Origin of the sequence: Acinetobacter sp. UBA6720, from assembly GCF_002454215.1 — a bacterium.
GTDB lineage: Bacteria > Pseudomonadota > Gammaproteobacteria > Pseudomonadales > Moraxellaceae > Acinetobacter.
The window spans coordinates 1,779-23,181 of record NZ_DKIK01000016.1; the positions used below are offsets into that span (position 1 = coordinate 1,779).

At 37.2% G+C, this 21,403-nt stretch carries 18 protein-coding genes and 4 pseudogenes; 11 read left to right on the plus strand and 11 right to left on the minus strand.

All coding sequences use genetic code 11. The annotated features are described in order from the left end of the window. The 3 genes and pseudogenes from B4F08_RS01735 to B4F08_RS01745 all read right to left on the minus strand — a co-directional run. A pseudogene (locus B4F08_RS01735) lies at window positions 1-163 on the minus strand (hypothetical protein); the annotation flags it as partial. Further along, entirely contained in the window at window positions 139-711 is a 573-nt protein-coding gene (locus B4F08_RS01740) for a nuclear transport factor 2 family protein (protein ID WP_004981561.1), read from the minus strand. The pseudogene B4F08_RS01735 and the gene B4F08_RS01740, both read right to left, overlap by 25 nt. 113 nt (window positions 712-824) lie before the next feature. Then, complete coding sequence (locus tag B4F08_RS01745) at window positions 825-1,718, minus strand: LysR family transcriptional regulator (RefSeq protein WP_291372751.1); 894 nt, start codon at window positions 1,716-1,718, stop codon at window positions 825-827. A gap of 102 nt (window positions 1,719-1,820) precedes the next feature. On the opposite strand from B4F08_RS01745, the gene trpB reads away from it, so the two are divergent. Further along, window positions 1,821-3,032 (plus strand): tryptophan synthase subunit beta, encoded by a 1,212-nt coding sequence (gene trpB, locus B4F08_RS01750; RefSeq protein WP_291372753.1) that lies wholly within the window; start codon window positions 1,821-1,823, stop codon window positions 3,030-3,032. Continuing rightward, window positions 3,029-3,814, plus strand: a complete 786-nt coding sequence (gene trpA / locus B4F08_RS01755) for a tryptophan synthase subunit alpha (protein WP_291372755.1) — start codon at window positions 3,029-3,031, stop codon at window positions 3,812-3,814. The genes trpB and trpA overlap by 4 nt, the downstream gene beginning before the upstream one ends. A 120-nt stretch (window positions 3,815-3,934) precedes the next feature. Here trpA and ribA read toward each other — a convergent pair whose 3' ends face one another. Next, on the minus strand, window positions 3,935-4,537 hold the full coding sequence (gene ribA / locus B4F08_RS01760) for a GTP cyclohydrolase II (RefSeq protein ID WP_291372757.1): 603 nt from the start codon (window positions 4,535-4,537) through the stop codon (window positions 3,935-3,937). A gap of 409 nt (window positions 4,538-4,946) precedes the next feature. On the opposite strand from ribA, the gene B4F08_RS01765 reads away from it, so the two are divergent. After that, on the plus strand, window positions 4,947-5,447 hold the full coding sequence (locus tag B4F08_RS01765) for a Dps family protein (protein ID WP_086209422.1): 501 nt from the start codon (window positions 4,947-4,949) through the stop codon (window positions 5,445-5,447). Between the two features lie 55 nt (window positions 5,448-5,502). Here the strand turns inward: B4F08_RS01765 and B4F08_RS01770 are convergent, their stop codons facing one another. From B4F08_RS01770 to B4F08_RS01780, 3 genes and pseudogenes are all read right to left on the minus strand, one after another. Continuing rightward, window positions 5,503-6,801, minus strand: coding sequence for a dicarboxylate/amino acid:cation symporter (locus B4F08_RS01770; RefSeq protein WP_086209421.1), 1,299 nt, complete (start codon window positions 6,799-6,801; stop codon window positions 5,503-5,505). A 524-nt stretch (window positions 6,802-7,325) separates the two neighbouring features. Next, a pseudogene (locus tag B4F08_RS01775) lies at window positions 7,326-7,481 on the minus strand (IS982 family transposase); the annotation flags it as partial. An 11-nt stretch (window positions 7,482-7,492) separates the two neighbouring features. Next, a pseudogene (locus B4F08_RS01780) lies at window positions 7,493-7,779 on the minus strand (transposase); the annotation flags it as partial. A gap of 611 nt (window positions 7,780-8,390) precedes the next feature. Here B4F08_RS01780 and B4F08_RS01785 point away from each other — a divergent pair. The 8 genes and pseudogenes from B4F08_RS01785 (at window position 8,391) to B4F08_RS01820 (ending at window position 18,126) form a co-directional block, all read left to right on the plus strand. Next, on the plus strand, window positions 8,391-8,822 hold the full coding sequence (locus tag B4F08_RS01785; RefSeq protein WP_291372760.1) for a VOC family protein: 432 nt from the start codon (window positions 8,391-8,393) through the stop codon (window positions 8,820-8,822). 400 nt (window positions 8,823-9,222) lie between these two features. Then, on the plus strand, window positions 9,223-10,215 hold the full coding sequence (locus tag B4F08_RS01790; protein WP_291372761.1) for a DUF1852 domain-containing protein: 993 nt from the start codon (window positions 9,223-9,225) through the stop codon (window positions 10,213-10,215). A gap of 30 nt (window positions 10,216-10,245) precedes the next feature. After that, window positions 10,246-11,274, plus strand: a complete 1,029-nt coding sequence (locus B4F08_RS01795) for a methionine synthase (protein ID WP_291372762.1) — start codon at window positions 10,246-10,248, stop codon at window positions 11,272-11,274. Window positions 11,275-11,452: 178 nt separating this feature from the next. After that, window positions 11,453-11,944: a flavin reductase gene (locus tag B4F08_RS01800; RefSeq protein ID WP_086209411.1), complete on the plus strand. Its 492-nt coding sequence runs from the start codon at window positions 11,453-11,455 to the stop codon at window positions 11,942-11,944. 514 nt (window positions 11,945-12,458) lie between these two features. Next, window positions 12,459-14,676 (plus strand): annotated as a pseudogene (locus tag B4F08_RS01805) (TonB-dependent siderophore receptor). A 120-nt stretch (window positions 14,677-14,796) separates the two neighbouring features. Further along, window positions 14,797-16,779, plus strand: coding sequence for a TonB-dependent receptor domain-containing protein (locus B4F08_RS01810; RefSeq protein ID WP_291372763.1), 1,983 nt, complete (start codon window positions 14,797-14,799; stop codon window positions 16,777-16,779). Between the two features lie 227 nt (window positions 16,780-17,006). Continuing rightward, window positions 17,007-17,321 (plus strand): hypothetical protein, encoded by a 315-nt coding sequence (locus tag B4F08_RS01815; protein WP_086209408.1) that lies wholly within the window; start codon window positions 17,007-17,009, stop codon window positions 17,319-17,321. A gap of 262 nt (window positions 17,322-17,583) precedes the next feature. Continuing rightward, window positions 17,584-18,126: a hypothetical protein gene (locus tag B4F08_RS01820; RefSeq protein ID WP_151707357.1), complete on the plus strand. Its 543-nt coding sequence runs from the start codon at window positions 17,584-17,586 to the stop codon at window positions 18,124-18,126. 120 nt (window positions 18,127-18,246) lie between these two features. On the opposite strand, the gene B4F08_RS01825 is transcribed toward B4F08_RS01820, so the two are convergent. From B4F08_RS01825 to B4F08_RS01840, 4 genes are all read right to left on the minus strand, one after another. Next, window positions 18,247-18,594, minus strand: a complete 348-nt coding sequence (locus B4F08_RS01825) for a hypothetical protein (protein WP_151707358.1) — start codon at window positions 18,592-18,594, stop codon at window positions 18,247-18,249. An 85-nt stretch (window positions 18,595-18,679) separates the two neighbouring features. Then, window positions 18,680-19,186 carry a GNAT family N-acetyltransferase gene (locus tag B4F08_RS01830; protein WP_291372764.1) on the minus strand — a complete coding sequence of 169 codons (507 nt, stop codon included), beginning with the start codon at window positions 19,184-19,186 and terminating at the stop codon, window positions 18,680-18,682. A gap of 70 nt (window positions 19,187-19,256) precedes the next feature. Beyond that, window positions 19,257-20,552 carry a Y-family DNA polymerase gene (locus B4F08_RS01835; RefSeq protein WP_291372765.1) on the minus strand — a complete coding sequence of 432 codons (1,296 nt, stop codon included), beginning with the start codon at window positions 20,550-20,552 and terminating at the stop codon, window positions 19,257-19,259. Between the two features lie 19 nt (window positions 20,553-20,571). Continuing rightward, window positions 20,572-21,195 carry a LexA family protein gene (locus tag B4F08_RS01840; RefSeq protein WP_291372766.1) on the minus strand — a complete coding sequence of 208 codons (624 nt, stop codon included), beginning with the start codon at window positions 21,193-21,195 and terminating at the stop codon, window positions 20,572-20,574. Between the last annotated feature and the right edge of the window lie 208 nt (window positions 21,196-21,403).

Genomic DNA, 21,403 nt, shown 5'->3' on the forward strand with positions numbered 1-21,403 from the left:
GATTACAGTTTTGCGCAAAGTAACCAGCCACACCGACCTGTTTTTGTCCCACCATTAGTGGGCCTTTACCACATTTATTTAAGGTCTGTGCATGCGCCCACGAACCGAAACTCCCGAGCATCAGTACAGTGGTTATGGCTACTTTTTGAAAGGCAGTACCCATGAATAGGTTCCTCCTACATAAGGCAAAGAACGATACAGACCATTGGCCGGATCCCAGAAATCTTGTTGGAAAATAATCTGATGGTTTGGGTTGACCTTTATTTCACTGATTCCAAATGAATCCATTGTTCGTGTCTTGCCGAACATTTTAAAATCATAAACCATATGCCAATGTACATAGGCAGAGTCTTGATGATATGAAGTATTTAATAGACTGACAGTTACATTACTCACCCGCTGGTTCATACCTTGAAAATGTTCAAGCAGTTTTTTACGCGATGAAAATTGCGACAGAGTATCGTTAATAAAAAGCTGATCTGCATACAGTGCTCCAGCATTTTCAACGAATTTAGGTGTGCCCAAGGTATTAAATGCCGAAGTGAAGCGGGTACCGATTTCTAGTGCTTTTGCATCATCTAAGGGTATTCCCTGAATACTCGCTCTGGCATTTGCATAATCAGAGGAATAACGAGGAACACTTTTACATCCTGACAGGAAAAGCACTGGTAAGGATAAGGCAATTGCCATTAACGTTTTGACTTGATTCATATTCACTGTCCATCTTCACAGTTTATCCTCCCACTTTAGAGAGGCTAAAGTGAACAGAATGTGAAGATAGATACTAAAGACAGTACATTGAATAGAATTTTGATGATTAAGGATTAAATTTCACTTTCTCTTTTTTCTTCAGTCATTAGCCAATGAATGATATTCATGACATCACGATTTTCGTTATTTTTTCTGACCATTGCATAAAAATTATAGTCACAATAGATAAAACCAAAAGGGGCAATGACCCTTCCATTTAATATTTCTTTTTCTACTAAAATTTGAGGCGCTATCGCAATTCCTAACCCAGACACAGCAGCTTCTATCATCAAATTGAGACGATCAAAATAACGATCATTCGCTTTTGGGGAAAAGTTAATTTTGGACTGATCAAACCATGTATGCCATGCACTTTTATTTGAGTGGGTATGAAGTAGTGGATAATCTAAAAGATCATGTTTTGTATGGAGAGGATTTATTTCCCGATTACAAATAGGCCCCATGTTATCGGGAAATAAAAGATATTTATTCAAAAAGTTGGAAAGTATATGATTCTCACTGATGCTATTGATCAATATGTCAACTTTCTCTTTTTCTAACAATTTTAAGTCATTACATGTCATTAATTTGATATGGATATTGGGATAAATGACTTCGAGCTTTTCTAATCGAGGAATCAGCCAATTTGCCATAAAACTATGAGAAGCACCTATTACCACCTCTACCTCTGACGTTTTATTTGTTAACTCAAAGACGCATTGTTCTAAACGATTAAAAAGCTGCGTACAAACGAGCGATAATTCTTCTGCGTCCGCCGTCAGAGAGATGGTCGAGGAATGTCGAATAAACAATTTTTTATCTAACCATTCTTCTAGCTGTTTTATTTGATGGCTAATCGCACTATGGGTGACACACAATTCTTCCGCAGCTAAGCTGAAACTTTTACTTCTGGCGACGGCTTCAAATGCTTTTAAAGCATTAAGGGGAGGTAATGTTCTGCGTTTCATGTTGTAAAATTTTCTAACATCATCAGCTCAAAATATATCAATTATCAGAAAAATGAAAATATTTTAAGATCAAACAAATTTTGATAGTAAAAGAGATATGAGATGACAACCCCTTATACAGGTAATGGTCCTGATGACTTGGGATTTTTTGGTAAGTTTGGCGGATGTTACATGCCAGAGAGCTTAATGCCAGCACTTCGAGAATTAGAGCAAGCCTTTAATACTGTTCGGCACAAACCTGAATTTTGGGCTGAATATCAGCAGATTTTAACGGACTTTGTTGGTCGTCCTAGTCCTCTTTTTTATGCAAAAAACCTAACAGCTTATGCGGGAGGTGCTCGAATATATCTCAAGCGAGAAGATTTGAACCATACTGGTGCGCATAAAATCAATAATTGTGTTGGGCAAATCTTATTAGCCAAATTTATGGGGAAAACTAGAATCATTGCAGAAACTGGTGCTGGACAACATGGTGTTGCAACAGCAACTGTTTGTGCACTGTTTAAGATGAAATGTACCATTTTTATGGGAGAAACAGACATTCAGCGCCAACAAGTGAATGTTGAACGCATGAAATTACTCGGTGCTGAAGTCAGAAGTGTTCAAAAAGGTCGTAGGACTTTAAAAGATGCGATGAACGAAGCATTACGTGACTGGATTAGTCATGTTGATACAACCTATTATCTGTTGGGTACTGGTGCAGGTCCTCATCCATATCCCATCATGGTCAGAGAATTTCAAAAAATTATTGGTCTAGAAGCCAGAAACCAAATACTCCTCAAAGAAAATAAACTGCCTGATGCTTTAGTTGCTTGCGTTGGTGGTGGATCAAATGCATTAGGGTTGATGCATCCTTTTCTAGAAGACCTGAATGTCAAAATGTTTGGCGTTGAGGCAGGTGGAAAAGGAACAAATAGCGGTGAACATGCGGCCTCTATTTGCAAAGGTCAAGTCGGTGTGCTACATGGTAATTTAACCTATTTATTACAAGATTTAGATGGACAGATTTTAGAGGGGCACTCTATATCAGCTGGCTTAGATTATCCTGGTATTGGCCCTGAGCATGGCATTCTGTTTGAAACAGGACGTGTGACATATACGGCTATAACCGATCAAGAAGCTGTAAATGCATTTCAGCTTTTAAGCCAACAGGAGGGCATTATTCCTGCGCTTGAGAGTTCTCATGCCATTGCGTATGCGATTCAACTTGCTCAAGAAATGCAGCCAGAACAGATCATTATTGTCAATTTAAGCGGCAGAGGTGACAAAGACTTAAATACAGTCAAAAAATATCTTGCAGGAGCTACAGCATGAACCGTCTAGATCAAAAATTAGAGCAATTGAAACTGGAAAATCGAAGCGGTCTGGTTTGTTATTTTACTGCTGGAGATCCTAATTTTGCAGAAAGTTGTCGTCTGTTGAGCCAGTTGGGTCAAGCTGGAGCTGACATTATTGAAGTTGGCATTCCTTTTTCAGATCCAGTGGCAGATGGCGAGATCATTCAGGCAGCACATATTAGAGCTTTAAGTGCAGGTCAAACGGTAAAACAGACCATTGAGTTGGTGAAAGCAATCAGGCTGCATGATGACAAGACACCAATAATTTTTATGACTTATTTAAATCCGATTATGCAATATGGTTTCGAGACACTTGTCGCCGAAACAGAAAATCTTATAGATGGAATATTGATTTTAGATGCTCCATATGGATATCGAGAAAACTTTGAAGTGCAATTAAATGAAAAAAATATGCATTTCATTGCAATGACAGCGCCGACTACCCCAGTTGAAAGGTTAGAGCAAATCTCAGCGCGCGCGACAGGTTTTTTATATCATGTTGCAGAAAATGGTTTAACAGGAGGAGACTTCAATCTGTCTAATCTTGAGAAAAAGATTGCTGAAATTAAGCCTATTTTTAATATTCCAGTTGCAATTGGCTTCGGGATCAAAAATGAAAGCCACGTTAAAGCCTTAGCCAATAAAGTTGATCTTATTATCATTGGCTCAGCGCTTGTCGATACTTTTTTTAATAAGGGAATGATCGCGACTTTAGAAAAGGTCACAGTTTTTTCGCAGATACTGAGAGAAAATAAATAATATCCTGTTTTTTAATCCGTATATTTAAAGTTAATTTATCAAGAACCATATGTGATAAAACCCTCTCCCGTAAGGGAGATGAAACTTTGTATGTGGATTTTTTCTGAAAGTGATCACTTTTTAAAAATCACTATTATCATACAGATGTGACATACGTTTTTGCTTTGTTTCGAGATAATTCTTATTAAAGCTATTTAAGCCTACTTTCAAAGGAATACGTTCAAGAACATTAATTCCCAAATCAGTTAAAGATTTAATTTTAAGTGGATTATTTGTAATGAGTTTTACATTTTTTATTTTTAAATAATCGAGCATAATGGTACACATATCATACTTGCGAGCATCCGCTGGCAGGTTTAATAATAAATTGGCGTCAAGGGTATCATGTCCTTGGTCTTGAAGTGCGTAGGCTCGAATTTTATTGGTTAGTCCTATGCCACGGCCTTCTTGGCGTAAGTATAAAATGACACCTTGACCTGCATCATTAATCATTTTCATGGTTGAGTGTAATTGTGGACCACAATCACATTTGAGTGATCCAAAAGCATCTCCTGTTAAGCATTCTGAATGTATTCTGACCAGTACAGGTTGATTCGAAATAGTATCCATGCCTTTGGCAAGAGCGATATGTTCTTCACCAGTCTTTTGATCTTGAAATGCTATAATTTCAAAATCGCCAAACGCAGTAGGTAACTTTGATTTGGAAACAAATTCTATAGCCATTTAACTATACCCCTGTATTTTAAGAATTTAGAAACTTGCAATTATTACTTTCCAGCTAAAATAGTTCTCAGATAGTGAAATTTATGTGAAAACACAAGAGTTTTTAGTGTGTGAAGTAAATTTCAATAAAAAATCAATAATTTACTTCTAATTTTAGATTTGACAAGTTTTCTAAAATTATTTTTTAGTTGGATGTTAAATATACAATTTTTATATGCATAATAACTAAGATCGAAATTAACAGTCATTAGGAACGATATAGACTATTTTAAAAATGGTAACTTTTTTTACTCGTAATTGCTTTCTGAGTAGGTTGGTATGATAATCTTAATAGTTAAGCTCTACATTCAGCTTGTTCTCATTTTTTAAATTTTTAATATTATGTACTTATTACAAAAGGAAGAGATTCATGGCTAGTCCTAAAAAAGAAGTAAAAGCAATAAAGATTGATATCGGTATTTCGCATAATGATCGAGAAAAGATTGTTTCTGGTCTGTCAAAATTACTTGCAGATAGTTATACCTTATATTTAATGACGCATAATTTTCACTGGAATGTTACAGGGCCTCAGTTTAATAGTTTACACAACATGTTTATGGATCAGTATACTGAACAATGGAATGCTTTAGATACTATAGCAGAACGTATTAGAGCATTAGGTTTCCCTGCCCCTGGTACGTACAAACAGTTTGCTAAATTGACCGCAATTAAGGAAGTAGAGGGTGTTCCAAAAGCACAAGAAATGGTTGGTTTATTAGTTAATGCTCACGAAACTGTTGCAAAAACAGCAAGAGGAATTTTTCCAATTGTCGATGAGGTAAACGATCAGCCATCAGCAGATTTAGTTACACAAAGACTTGAAGTACATGAAAAAACAGCATGGATGTTAAGAAGTATTTTAGAGGATTAATAAATATAGAAACCCTTGAATATATATTTATTCAAGGGTTTGAATAAACTAGAGATTAAGATGATTTTGGTTTATTTAAAACTTCATCTAGTACATCTTTCTCCAAAGCATTATCCCAACGAGCAACAACGATTGTTGCGCAAGCATTTCCTACAAGATTGGTTAATGCACGGCATTCTGACATAAAGCGATCAATACCTAAAATTAATGCCATTCCTGCAACAGGTACTGCTGGTACAACAGACAATGTAGCCGCTAGGGTAATAAATCCTGCACCAGTTACTCCAGCTGCCCCTTTAGAGCTAACCATTGCTACCAGTAAAAGAGCTATTTGTTCACCAATTGATAAGTCTACATTACATGCTTGAGCAATAAATAACGCTGCCATGGTCATATAAATATTAGTACCATCAAGATTAAATGAATATCCTGTCGGGATTACTAGACCCACTACAGACTTTTCACAACCAGCTTTTTCCATTTTTTGCATTAAAGTGGGTAGGGCCGCTTCTGATGAACTTGTACCTAATACAAGCCATAATTCATCTTTAATATATCGAATGAGAGCTAAAATTGAAAATCCATTGTAGCGAGCTACTGCACCTAAAATAATAAGTATAAACAACAACGATGTTATATAGAAAGTCATTATCAGTAATAGCAAATTACCTATAGCTTCAATACCATATGCGCCAATTGTAAATGCCATTGCACCAAAAGCACCAATTGGAGCTAACTTCATTAACATCCCGACTAAATAAAATACAGGGGCTGTCAAATTATTTAGAATATCAACAATTGGGCGGCCACGGTCACCAATTGCAGCTAAAGCAATACCGAATAAAACTGCGACAAATAAGACTTGTAGAATGCTTCCTTCAGCTAAAGGGCTTATTAGTGTCTTAGGAATAATATTCATGAAAAAGTCGACTAAAGTCGCATCATGTGCTTTTTCTACATAATCAGCTACTTTATCATTTGCTAATGTAGTTGGATCAATATTCAAACCTTTACCGGGTTGAATGATATTTGCCACTACCATGCCTACAATAAGAGCTAATGATGAGAAGGTAAAAAAGTACAACATCGCTTTACCAGTCACACGACCAACACGACTCATATTAGTCATGCCAGCAATACCCGTAACAACTGTTAGAAAAATTACCGGAGCAATAATCATTTTAACAATTTTAATAAATGCATCGCCTAATGGTTTTAGGCTTTCACCAAACTCAGGGTAAAAATGACCTAATAATATACCTAAGATAATTGCAAATATTACCTGGACATATAATATTTGATGAAACTTCTGTTTCTTTTTTATAACTTCTGGTTCAAGGGTACTGAATTCCATTATCTATATACCTTTTTAGATCAAATTTTAAATTACGCAACCATGCAACATTTGAAGCATGAAACCACTCTGTTTGAGAAGAGCAGGCAGTTTATAGAAAAAAAGAACCATCAGGTCATAAGATTTCGAAATGTTAATATGAAATCCATATATTAAAGACATGCTAAACAATTAATTATTAATGCACCAAATTGGCGCCAGTTAATAAATAATTATTGCACTATAATGAATCATAAATAGGATAGTATGGCACTAGTATAGTGCATTTTAATATTGGGAAATTACATGGAATATGTAAAATATTGATTTATATTTATTTTGTGTAAATTTTTCTAATGAAAGTAAATACCATAATATATAAAGTGTTTTTTTGTTTATTTTACTTAAATTTAATAAATATTTTATTTAGGATAATCACTATTTAAGAATTTGATTTACTTTTTAGTTGCATAGAGATAATTTGATTATATTAACCCTAATTCTACTTAAGCTGATATTTCCATAATACGAAGCATCGGCTTGTTTTAATGACATATTTCATAAGCAAACAGAGATGCATAAATACCAGCTGAATAGCCTGCAACACTTCTCGCTCTAGTCGTCACTAGATTGTAAGCCCCTTTAAGAAAACTGAATAAAGTTTCTATTTTATTGCGTTGTTTTAGATGGTATTCATCTGCTTTTGTCGTCAAAGTGTGGAATAATCTGGTGCTGTCCAACTTAACCACTGAGTTCAATTAGACTTTGCACAAAACCTGTGACTATACGCAAAGAAAGTCGAAAGATAGATTTGATCATCAAACAGCACTGAATTGCTGTATCAGAATAAGTTTGATTTCTTCCATGCTTAGCCTGTGGCTGAGCATACCATTTAGTCTGAGGATCGAACCAAGTTGAAATATTTCCTCGCTTGATTAGAGTTTGGTTATAAGAGGACCAATTCGTTGTACGATAGATTTTAGATGCAGGCTTCTTCATTTAGAAATTATATTACTGAAGAAGTCTTTAAGAATAGCTTTATACAACAAAGCCGAGTAGTGAACCAATAGATAGTAGACATCGATATTTTTGTGTAAATGGCAAACTAAATTGTAACAAAAAAAATGGGCGAAACATGGGCGCCAATAGTACCTAAATTGTTGATTTTTCATATGTGACCACCCATTGACATCGTAGAGGTCTCCAGTTCGAGTCTGGATATACCTACCAAAATTCGTTGATATTTCAACACATTAAAGCCCACTCAAAAAGTGGGCTTTTTGTTTTCGGGGAATGGCGTAATTCCCCAATGTGGAAAACTCGCCCATTTAAAGTTAAAACCAATTATTAACGAGAGCTAATCTACTCAGGTTTAGGCACTTCGTGACCTTCTAAATACTATACGTCATCTTCACATTTGCATAGCCAGCGAGTGCTTCTACACAGTTCTTTCCATAAATATTTCGATGGCTAAATACGATCCCAGCAAATGGTAGAGCCTAACAACATAGGGGGGATTTAACCGAACTCACATTTTTAATTTTATGCTTGAAAAGTAAACAATTCTAAGTATAAAAGAATAGATCACTTAAAAAAAATGAGATATTGAAATGCATCCTGTACATATACTTTTTGTTGCTGGATTTGGACCAATTACCAAAGAAGATCACGCAAGTAAATCTTTCTACCTCGACATTCTTAATCTTCCAGTTAAAGCGATGGAGGGAAATGAATCTTATATGAGTACGAATGATGGTGAGTTGGGTGGTGTAAAACATTTTGCACTTTGGCCTTTGACTCAAGCTGCAAATTCATGCTTTGGGCTAAAGGAGTGGCCAGAAGAATTCAATATTCCTCAAAGTTGGATTGAATTTGAGGTAGAAGATATTGTTGCAGCTTCAGCTTATATGGTTTCTAAAGGTTACCAATTACTTGTCAATAATCGTATAGAACCTTGGGGACAATCTGTCACTCGCTTTTTAAGTCCTGAGGGTGTTTTGATAGGCTTAACGGTAACTCCATGGTTACGCTCATCTAAGTAGTGGGATTATGATTATATTCTTTTATTTATCAGTTTCTTAAAAAATAAATTTTTGTATACCATGTGCATTCAGATGACTTTTATCGCAAAAAAATAAAGAAGTTCATCAGTACAAATGGCACCAGAAGTGGTGGTGGAATTTTTTCTTGATGTAATAAAATTTATGAAAATGAATTTTTCTCACTTATGAGTGAGATTAAATCATTTTTATTCATGTGAAGTTTCGGGTATAAATTACACCAAGCTCTTAATGATAGACATTCTTCATCGTTAATTACTAGCCAGACTATAGATAACACTGGATAGTGGTTAACGAGAAGTGTACCAAAAGAAAATTGGACTGTTTGAAAAGAGCATGAAAGAAATTCAGGTTTTATTGCAAAAATAGGGTAAAGGTCGCCATGAGTACAGAGTTTGCATGTTCAATTAAACGCATTCGTTTTGATGAAAACTATCAACCAGCAGATAACACACGTCTAACGACGAACTTTGCTAACTTGGCGCGCGGTGAAAGCCGTGAGCAGAACCTACGTAATACACTTCGAATGATTAATAATCGTTTCAATGCCCTAGCAGAAACAGATAACCCGAATGGTGATCGTTATTCGCTTGAAATCGATATTATTTCTGCAAATTTAGATATTGAAGGGAATGGTCAAACTTTCCCAATTATTGAAATGTTAAAAAGCACAATTACGGATCATCACACCAATCAACGTATTGAAGGCATGATTGGTAATAGCTTCTCATCTTATGTACGTGACTATGATTTCAGTGTAGTGCTTAAAGAACATAATAAAGAAAACTCAACTTCGTACGCACCTGAAAATTTTGGTGATTTACATGGCAAGCTTTATCAGTATCTCGTCAACTCAGATACTTTTAAAGCAGCATTCAATCAACAGCCTGTGATTTGCTTGAGTGTCTCAACAGCAAGAACTTATCAGCGTACAACCAATGAGCATCCTATTTTGGGTGTTGAATATAAGCAAGACCAATACTCTCGTACCGATGAGTATTTCCACAAAATGGGCTTACAGGTTCGCTTCTTCATGCCGAAAGGTAGCGTTGCACCTTTAGCATTCTATTTTGCGGGTGATTTATTACGTGATTACACCGATTTTGAGCTGATCAGTGCGATTAGTACGATGGAAACGTTCCAAAAGATTTATCGTCCTGAAATTTACAATGCAAATTCATCAGCAGCACAGGTCTATCAAGCAAGTTTAGAATACCCAGATTATTCATTAACACGAATTGTCTATGATCGTGTTGAACGTGGTCAGTTAGCGGTAAAACAAGGTAAATGGACGGAAGAAAACTTTATCAAGCCTTATCAAAACATCCTTGAGCAATGGGCTTCGAATTACACTGTAGACAGTAGCGCTGCTTAATTTACCTGAAATAGAGATAGAAGATTTAGAATGGCAATTTTATTACCAACATCAACCGCTGGCAGCTTACCGAAACCTTCTTGGCTTGCTGAGCCTGAGAAACTGTGGTCCGCATGGAAACTTGAAGGTGAAGAACTGCTTCAAGCCAAGCGCGATGCTTTAAGCTTATCGTTACATGAACAGTTGCAAGCAGGTATTGATATTGTTTCTGATGGTGAGCAAACGCGTCAGCACTTTGTCACCACTTTTATTGAACATCTTGAAGGTGTCGATTTCGAAAAACGTGAAACAATGCGAATTCGTAATCGTTACGATGCCAGTGTGCCATCTGTTGTGGGTGAAGTATCTCGTAAGCAACCTGTATTTGTTAATGATGCCAAGTTTTTACGTAGCCAAACCACACAACCAATCAAGTGGGCGTTGCCTGGCCCAATGACCATGATTGACACGTTGTATGATGGTCATTATAAGAGCCGTGAAAAATTGGCTTGGGAATTTGCCAAGATTCTGAATCAAGAAGCACTAGAGTTAGAAGCAGCAGGCGTTGACATTATCCAGTTTGATGAACCCGCATTTAATGTATTCTTTGATGAAGTGAATGACTGGGGTATTGCAACTTTAGAACGTGCGCTTGAAGGTTTGAAATGTGAAACTGCGGTACACATTTGCTACGGTTATGGTATTAAAGCCAATACTGATTGGAAGCAAACTTTAGGCAATGAATGGCGTCAATACGAAGAATCATTCCCTAAACTTCAAAAATCTAAGCTTGATATTATCTCACTTGAATGCCAAAACTCGCGTGTGCCGATGGACTTGATTGAACTGATTCGTGGTAAAAAAGTCATGGTTGGTGCGATTGATGTGGCAACCAATACGATTGAAACACCAGAAGAAGTTGCGGATACGCTACGCAAAGCACTTCAATTTGTCGATGCGGATAAACTTTATCCTTCGACTAACTGTGGTATGGCACCTTTGGCTCGTGAAGTGGCGAGAGGCAAGCTGAATGCGTTAAGTGCAGGTGCGGAAATCATCCGTAAAGAGTTATCGGCTTAGTATTAGTGGCCGAGTGATAAAAAGGGCTACTTTGATTTGTCGGATAGGCTTTTGCCTTGTTGATCAAACGGGTAGTCCTCATTTTCATTATGTCGCAGTTTTAGATATAGCTGATCTGATTGAAGTACGGTATCGCCAAATCTAAACAAAATGTACGGTTCAGTGTAGGAGTAAAATGATGATCGAAGCAACAGACTTTAGAAATGCAATGTCTTTATTGACCAGTGCAGTGAGTGTCGTGACCACGGCAGGTATGTCTGATCGTCATGGATTTACCGCATCAGCTGTGTGTAGTGTCACTGATACACCACCAACATTATTGGTTTGTATGAACAAAGCTTCTCGTTCACATGTACATTTTGTAGATAATAAAATTTTAACCGTGAATGTTTTAGGCGCACAGCATCAGCATATTTCTAACGTCTTTGCATCCAAAATGACTTCTGAAGAGCGTTTTAAACATGGTATTTGGACGGAGCTAGAAACAGGGGCACCTGTTTTAAAGGATGCGTTGGTTAATTTTGATTGTGAGATTGATGACATTCAAGAAGTTGGGACGCATACGGTGTTTATGTGTCGTATTGTCGCTATTCAGCAAAGCCAACAGGATCAAAGCTTGGTTTATTTTAATCGTGCTTATCATCAGGTGGGACAGACAGAAAATGTTTAAACTTGGTTTTATTGTACATGCAATAAAACGATTTATTCATAAATGAAACTTCTTTTATGTTTTCTACATGAGCCTTTTCTTGTTGTTTAGGTATTTCTTAATAATAGACGGTGTGTTGAGTAATTATCATGATTGAATTACTCATTAGCCTATTTATATAGATAATGTGTTTTTTATTTAATTGTCTAATATGTATATTTTAAAGGGAAGTTGAACTTTAGAATTGCTATTTAGATAGATATCAACGTAAAAAAATAGTACCAATACCATATTTTATTTTGTAATTATGAGAAATCTATAATTTATATCCGCATTATGGTATACATTTTCACTTTATTTTTTTCATATAGTTGATTGAAATATATAGATAAACCGTCCTTGTAGGCGGTATTTTTATGACATCAAAAAAAGTATCATTTTTTTTATCAATCATGTGAGGTGGCATTAGCGGTTTACATCACAAATTATAATGATAATAATTATTATTCTCACAAAAGTTAACTCAATCTACATTATGAATTCACAATTTCGAATAAAGACCCTTAGCTTTGCTGTTCAATCCATCTTAATTTATGGAGGAGTAATGCATTTTGCTTGGGCAACTGAGCAGGATCAAGTCACAGATACAGCAACACTCGCGACGATTAGTTCCAAGGCAACAATCAGTGATCAAACTGAAGGAACAGGCAGTTTTAAAGCAAATAAATCAAAATCTTCATCGAAGTTAAATCTAAGTTTAAAAGAAACACCGCAGTCTGTGAGTGTTGTCACGCAGGAACAGATTGAGCAACGTAATCTTGTGAGCATTGATGATGTATTGGCTGCGACACCAGGTGTCACTGTTAGCAAACAAGATAGTGAGCGTTCAAGTTATTATGCTCGTGGTTTTTCTATTACCAACCGACAAATTGATGGCATGCCAGTGGGCGATAATAGCCCAAGGGCAGACAGTTTTTTCTTTGATCGTGTTGAGGTAATTAAAGGGGCGAGTGGCTTAACGGGTTCAACAGGGAATCCGTCAGCGACGATCAATATGGTACGTAAACGCCCAGATAAAGACTTTTTCCGGGAGTGTAAGTTCAACTTATGGAAGCTGGAATAATACTCGTGTAACAGCTGATGTCTCGATTCCCTTGACTCAAGATGGCAGTGTACGTAGTAGGGTAATGGCTGCATATACGGATAAAGAATCCTATATGGATTTCTATGAGCTAAAGTCAACTGCGGCCATGGCCATTGTAGAAGCAGATTTAACTGATAATACAACCGCGTCGCTTGGATTTCAGTATCAGGACAATGACCCTAAGGGATCGACGTGGGGAACCGTTCCTTACTTTAATGCGGATGGTAGTCTTGCTCACTTGCCACGAAACTTTAGTTTAACAACAGACTGGAGTGCAATTAAGCATAAAGATGAAACTATTTTTGCAGATATTCAGCATCAATTTGACAACGGTTGGATGGTAAAAGCGGCTGCTGCACATAGTACATCGGATAATAGTTGGTTAGTTGCTTATGGCGGAAGTGGATTCCCAGATCCTTCAACAGGTAAAGGTCTGAGTATATGGACACAGGTAGCGCCTTATTCAGAGAGTAAAAAACTCAATTTAGACTTATATGCAACAGGTCCTTTTCAGCTATTTGGTCGTGAACATGAGTTAATTGTAGGTTACAGTGGCTTTAAATCAGAGACGACCTCACTAAAAGTTGATCGAAAGATTGATTATCCAGCGGTGATTCAAGACTATCGTGATTGGACGGGGGATTTACCAAAGCCGACCTATGTAAAAACAGGGGCTGGGAGTAAAACCACCACTGAACTATTTGGTTATTATTCAACCCTGCGTTTAAATCTGGCCGATCCACTCAAGTTAATTCTAGGCGGTCGTTTTAATACCTATGATTATAAAACCAAGACATGGTTGATGAACCAAAAACCTGAAAAACCTCGGAGTTTTGAGCAGTTTGTTCCTTATGTAGGGTTACTTTATGATTTCAATGATCGCTACACAGCTTATGCAAGTTATACCGACATGTTTACACCTTCAAGCAAAAGGGATAGAAACGGTAATTATTTGGACCCAGAGATTGGTAGTAGTACAGAACTTGGACTTAAAGCTGAATTTTTTGATGCTCAATTATTAACAAGCGCTGCAGTATTTTGGTCATCAGTCAAAGATCTTGCCGTTACAGATGTTGAATATGACCAAGGCAAAGTTCCGAAAATAGATGATTTAGACACAGCCTATATGTCATCGGGTAAAGGATTAAAAATAAATGGTTTTGAAACGGAAGTTATTGGTAAGTTACAAGACAATTGGAATGTAAGTGCGGGTTATACCTATGTGAATAGTGTGAGTTCAGCAATATCAAACTCAACGACCACAATTCCACAAAACCAAGTTAAGTTTTTTACCAGCTATACATTGCCAGAAAATTGGTGGAATGGGGCTAATAAACTTACTGTTGGAGGCGGAGTCAATTGGCAAAGTGAAATTTTTCAAAACTGGGGAACCGCACCACAAAATGCTTATAATGGCGGAACAGTCGTACAGAAATCGTATTATTTAGCAAATGCCTTTGCGAGTTATAAGTTTAGTGATGAGTTGTCTGCAAGCTTAAATATTAATAACTTGTTTGATGAAAAATACTATCTCAATGTGGGCTTCTATAATGGCGTATATTGGGGTGAGCCGAGAAACGTAACGTTTACAGTCCGCGCAAAATTTTAAATTTTATTTAGTAAAAATAACCGCCTGAAAAGGCGGTTTTTTTATACAAAAATGTTGCAAAATATTTACCAATCAATATAATTGCGAACGATTATCACTTATAATTATGAGCTTAATAACATGTTAAATAAAATTTTTTTCAATCGGGAAGTTTTGAGTGTTGCGATTCAAAGTATTTTAGGGGTGAGCATTCTTTCTACTACGGCTTTTGCAGATGAAGTGATCGCAGAGAAGTTAGCTACAATTACAGTCACAGCCAGTCAAACAGAGCATGACCAAAAAAGTGCACCAGCAACGATTAGTGTTATCACGCAAGAAGATTTAGCAAAACGTCCTGTTTATGACTTAGCAGATGCTTTACAACAGAGTGCGGGTATCCATATTAATACGTCCTCTGCGTATGGTCGTAAAGAAATAAAAATTCGTGGTCTAGACTCAGATTACACATTGATATTGGTCAATGGACGCCGTGTGAATTCTAGAGATGCATTAACCTCTAATTATTCAAATGATTTTGATTTGTCATCTATTCCTTTGGCTGCAGTAGATCGTATTGAAGTGGTGCGTGGTCCAATGTCATCCATATATGGTGCAGATGCCCTCGGTGGCGTCGTTAACATTATTTTAAAGAAACCAAGTGAGCAATTAGAGACCGCGTTTAACTATAGTTATGAGCTACCAACTGAAGGGGATGATGGGGCAATTCATAAAGCAAGTGCCTATATTGGTGGCAGCCTGATAGAAAACAAACTCTTGGCAAATTTGGTGCTTGAGGGTGTTGATCAGCAGGCTTGGCGTTCTGAACAAAGCATCTATAAAAATACAGATGCTGCTGAAAAACGTAAAGGTTTTAGCATTCTTTCAAATGTCAGTTGGCTGATTAATGATAACCAGACTTTAGATATTGACTTGACCCATCGTTCAGATGACCGTAAAGCGGTATGGAACAACTACGGGTTGTCATTTCCGACCAATATTCAAGAAATGGACCGTACCAGTGTTGGGCTGACTTATTCTGCAAATTGGAATGATATTAACAGCAGACTGCGTTATTACTATGAAAACGTGGACTTAATGGATAACTCAGAAATCATCACCAATTTGTATAAAAAGACGGGAGATATTCAGCAGATCAATCATACGGTTGATGCCCAATTGAGCGGTCATATTGGAGAACAACACTTAGTGACTGGCGGAGCCGAGTTCCGTAAAACAGAGTTAGAGCATAATCAAAACTTGAATGGATCTGCATCGGTAAATCAAACAGCATTTTATTTACAAGATGAATGGAAACTTGACCGACTCGCTCTGACCTTTGCTGGACGCTTTGATGACTATGATAGTTTTGGCAGTGAGTTCAGCCCACGCTTTTATAGCGTTTATCAAGTCACGGATCAATTTAATTTAAAAGGGGGAATTGGTAAATCATTTAAAGCACCGAGTCTGTCGCAATCCGATCCTACATATTCAGTATTGGCCTGCCGTGGCATGTGTCAGGTAGTGGGGAACCCGGACTTGGAACCAGAAACGGCAACAAGTTATGAGTTTGGTGGTGTGTATGAAAATGACCAGTTTTATGCAAGTTTAATGTACTTCGATAATGACATTAAAAACATGATTGTAAGCGATGGTTGGAGAGCGGGATACCGTCCTAAAGTCATGACTTATACCAATGTGCATTCAGCATCAGTCAAAGGTGTAGAACTTGAGAGCCAGTATGATGTGAATGATGCTTTAGGTATGAAGTTTAATTACACCTATTCAGATGCTAAAAATAAAGATACAGACAAAGAACTCGACTATAGCCCGCGTCATACAGGCAATATGGCTTTGGATTGGCGTGTGAATGATGCGTTGGGATTGAACCTCAACTATCAATATATTGGTAGCCAAATGCTCTATGTGCCTGCCATTTCTAAGAGTAAAAAATCAGATGATTACCATGTTTTAGGCCTAAGTGGGCAGTATCAATTTAACCCAAGTTTTACTATGCAAGCGGGGATTAAAAACTTAACCAATACCAAGCGTGATGATGTTGCACGTTCCATTGATTACATTTTAATGGGCCGAACGGCTTTTGTCGGGTTTAATTTTAAGTATTGATTTAAACGGTTATGAGCTAAAGAAGCACATTAGGTGCTTCCTTCGCTCCATTTGATAAGAGGAATTATCTATAAAAGTGTTGAGCTAATAGCCTAGAAGTATTTGATTGATAAGATCAAATGAGTAGGCAATAGAACTTAGTTGAGAAATTACTTAAGATAAAAAGCTTGTATATGTAAATGGGTCTGTTATAGATGGTTTAGTACAACGTATAAAAAGTGATATCCGTGAAAATTGGGGTTATTGGTGGAGTTGCTGCTGGAAAAGTAAGGGAAAGTATTGCAGTGGGTTTTAATTCAACAGAATTAGAATGGGCATGTGAATACGAAAAACCCACGGCTCCTGTGATCTACAGTGCTGGATTTCAAAGAGTCATTGCTCGACCTGGGCTTGCAGAATTTGATAAATACAAACTCATGATTCTTGAAAGAGAAGGGGTGTTAAAACTCTTTTATGTTCTTGAGGGTATCTGTGAAGAAGAATTGAATCTTCAACTGAATCAGTACTGGGATAGGTCTGACCCTCTTGGGTATCATTATTGATACCACTGAACTTAATAAAATTATATGCTTGTGCCTGAAATATTGAGGGGATTGAAGATCAGTTGAGATACCCCATTTTTTAGATTAATTATTGTTTTAAGGGGAATTCTTAAGCCTATCATTTGATATGTTTTTTATTGTATTTTGAACTTAATGCATTGATTAATAAATAATATTGTAAAATTTTTCTTCATGGGTTAAAACCTCACAATCGTTTGAAAAATGCACTTCCAAATTTTGTAATATTATAAGGTTTTTATAAATGAAAAAAATCTGTGCTCTCATTTTTGCACTTATCTCGACAACATCATTTGCACAAGATTTAGAGTGCCCAAACCATTTAGTGCTGTTCAAACAATTTATGCAAGAGGAACTGGATCTTCTCAAGCATGGTGATGTTCAGCAACTCATTAAATACAATCAGAAATATAATTATTCTTCTCGTTTTAATAGGCTGCATAACGACCAATATTATGTGAATGGTAAATGGATTGAACGGGAGGTATATGAATCGCGGTTGGCCGATGTGTTGGATTTCGTTAGGGACGGAAACTACTCTGTAACTGGATTTAAACTACAGCCTATAAAGGCGAATAGGCTGATTTCGGTGGGAGAGATTTGTGTGATTCCTGTAGAAATTCAAACGCGAATTTCTGGAGATATTGAGTTAAGTACGAATGATTGGATCTTCGTGAGAAGTCTAAAAAGTAACAAGTGGCGAACATTCACTTATTTAGAGACTGTTAGTGCAGAAGATTTTAAAGTTTTTTTCCCAGATTTTCCGTCTGATATTCAATTGAAATAATACTTAGTAAGTGAAAGATCTATATGAAGTACTACTGTACTGTTTTTAAACAGCCCACGTTAAAAGTGGGCTTCGGTGCATAAGTCTATGCGATCAATCTTAGTGTTGAAGGCTGTTTTTTTATTTTTTGAATTCAGTAATCTGGATCGGTTTGTCTTTGACAAACTCGACAATACCTTCAGCACCTTTGAAGTGAATAGATACGCCTTTACCATCTGTCATCAGGATGCCACTTGCAGCAGGTACATGTTTAAGCATATAAGTTCGATCAGAATTATCAGTCATCATTGCTGTTTCAAAGTTATCGGATGATTTCAGTTCAATGGTTAAATCCATGGGGCCAACAAAGTGAATCACTTGTGTTGATGTGCCTGCAGCGATTGATTCTTGCGTGACTTTTTCGGTTGGTGTAGAAGTACAGCCTACTAGGGCCAAAGTGACGAGTGTTGCAGCTAATATATTTTTCATGAAGTCTACCTTTTTCTATATAAATCATGTGTACATATATACTATTTGTTATATTTTAAGTTTTAAAGTTTCGTTTACATTTGCCTTACATAGTTGCATTAAAAGCTTCATGGTAACGGACAATACCTTGAGGTATTTCCCCATTGAAACTCAGGGCTTGAAAGTATTCGCTAGGGACGTCAGGAAGGGTAAGTTCTAGAGAGGTACGGAAACCAAAGTGATGATAATAATTTGGGTCACCCAAGAGCACACAGCCATTTGCACCCAGTTGTTTTAATTTTTCAAGTGCTGTCTGTATGAGCTTTGACCCAATGCCTAAACCTTGTTTAGTCGGACAGACAGATATTGGGCCTAAACCATACCAACCTGTTGCACCTGTCGAGATAGATACAGGTGAAATAGCGACATGACCCACTATTTCCCCATTTTCAACAGCAACCAAAGAAATTGTGAGTTGGCCATGTTTTCTTAAGCTGTTTACAATGAATTGTTCGGTATGACTGGTATGTTCTGCATTTAAGAAAGCAGCCTGCGTTAATTTTTTAATATTTTCAATGTCTTCTGGCTGTTCGTCTCGAATTATGATGTTCATTCACAAATCCTTCTCGGTTTAGGGTTGAGCTGAAAATGCTCGTTAATCTTTGTTCTTTAAGTGAGTGATTTTAACCAACTCTAAACAGCTCAGACCAGTTGGTCAAATAGGCAGGGGAGCGATTGCATTGATTCATTTGCCAGGGTTCTTTTTTCTCATGGCACAGCCCTAATGAGATTAGATTGTTGCCAAAACGCTCTGTAATAGCGTCTATCGTATTGGATAGCACTTCACGGTCATTTTGATGGCTATAGTCAGTAAAAAGGTCATGTACAAATTGAGTCTTATCCATAATTTCCAACAAGACAATGCCAGCCTTTTTATATTTGAACCCCGCCTTGTAAATTTGATCAATGCCCTTCATCGCTGCCTGTGTGATTTTGAGCAAATCATCGGTATGTTCATGCATGTGTATAATGGTATAGGGCGAGTAACGTTCCTGTTGATTAAAACGGCCAGTTTGAATATACACCCCGATCATTTTACAAATAGAGCGATCGTGACGTAGACGTTTCACTGCACTGGCAACATATAGGCGTACAGAGGCTTTAATGTCATCAATATCATAAACAGCCTGTCCATAGGAACGACTACTAATAATCTGTTTATGGGCAATCTTATCGCTCTCAATATTAATGCAAGATGTTCCCTGAAGCTCACGGACAGTCTTTTCCATGACAATACTAAAATGCTTTTTGATTTCACTAGGATTAGACTCAATCAAGTCTAAAACGGTATGAATGCCCATGGCATTTAGTTTTTTACAGTTCTGCCGACCAACGCCCCAGACCTCACCGACCTCCACATGTGCAAGCATGTATTCAGCCGTACACGGGTCCATGTGTGCCAAATTGCACACGCCATTTAGAGCCTTATTTTTTTTGGCTAGATGATTGGCTATTTTGGCTTCTGTTTTGGAACGACCAATGCCAACACAGCAGGGAAGTCCAAGCCATTGCCATGCTTTATCTTTCATGTCTTTTGCATAATCAGTGATATCGAATAAATGCTCATAGGCTGTCAGCTTTAAAAAGCATTCATCAATGGAATAGATTTCCTGTTCATCGGCTGCGACATATTGCCCGAGTAACTGCATGAAGCGACTAGACATTGCACCGTATAAAGCGTAGTTGCTCGAAAATACCTGAATATTATGCTGCTGGACGAGTTCTTGAATTTGAAAAAAAGGGACCGCCATACGAATGCCGAGATCCTTGGCTTCTTGACTCCGAGCAACGACACAACCATCGTTATTACTTAACACAATGACAGGATGGTCATTCAGTTTTGGGTTAAATACACGTTCACACGAGACATAGCAATTATTCACGTCAACGAGCGCGAATATTTCAGTTTCATTTTTCATGTTGCTTCTTCTTATTTTTTTAACGGTGGTATAGACGTTTTAAGTTAAACGTCACTACTCCCCAAATGACAAAGGTTTGATTCTCTGTCGGAATAATATGTTTATATTCGGGGTTTTCAGTTTTCAGCCACATTTGAGGCAAAGGGTAATTTTCATCCCCAAAAATGTCTTTGATGTCCGACTTTGACATTTTGTTCGTAATCATCAACCTTTTAATGGTGGAATCTTTATTATCAATTAAAGCCACCACGATGTCGTAGTGTTTGGCTTCAATACTCCGATCAATAATAATCGGATCATTTACTTCAAGACCTACACCTAACATTGACTCACTGTCTACATAAGCCATGAACGTCGCAATTGGGTTTTGAATGAGAAAATCATTCAGATCAATGGCTTTGCCTTGCTCATCTTTGGTACTGAAGGCTGGACCTGCGGGAATGCGTTCTAAAGAGACAGGAAGGGAGACTTTGGACTGAGGCAAAATAGGTGTCAGCCCAAGTTGATCCACAAATTCGGCTTGCTGCGCAATTTGCTCAAGCATACTATTGATGGTGGGGCTGGGTTTACCTTCGGGGCCCATGAGATCTTGTAAAGACGACCATGCGTCGTCCGAGAAGTAGATGGGTAACTTCTTTGACATGATAAATACTCCTACGCAACAAGGCGTGTTTGGAAGTGAAATCGGTCTGTTTAGAATATGCTGATGTGAGTCAAAATTCAAATTTTAAAACAGCTAATAAATAAGGCTACGTCAAATCTGGTCGTGAAAGAGAAGAGTTAGAAACTTTGTTTTGGGGGAATAATAGCCCTTTGAGCAGGGCTATTATGAGAAGTGTTTATATCTTTAA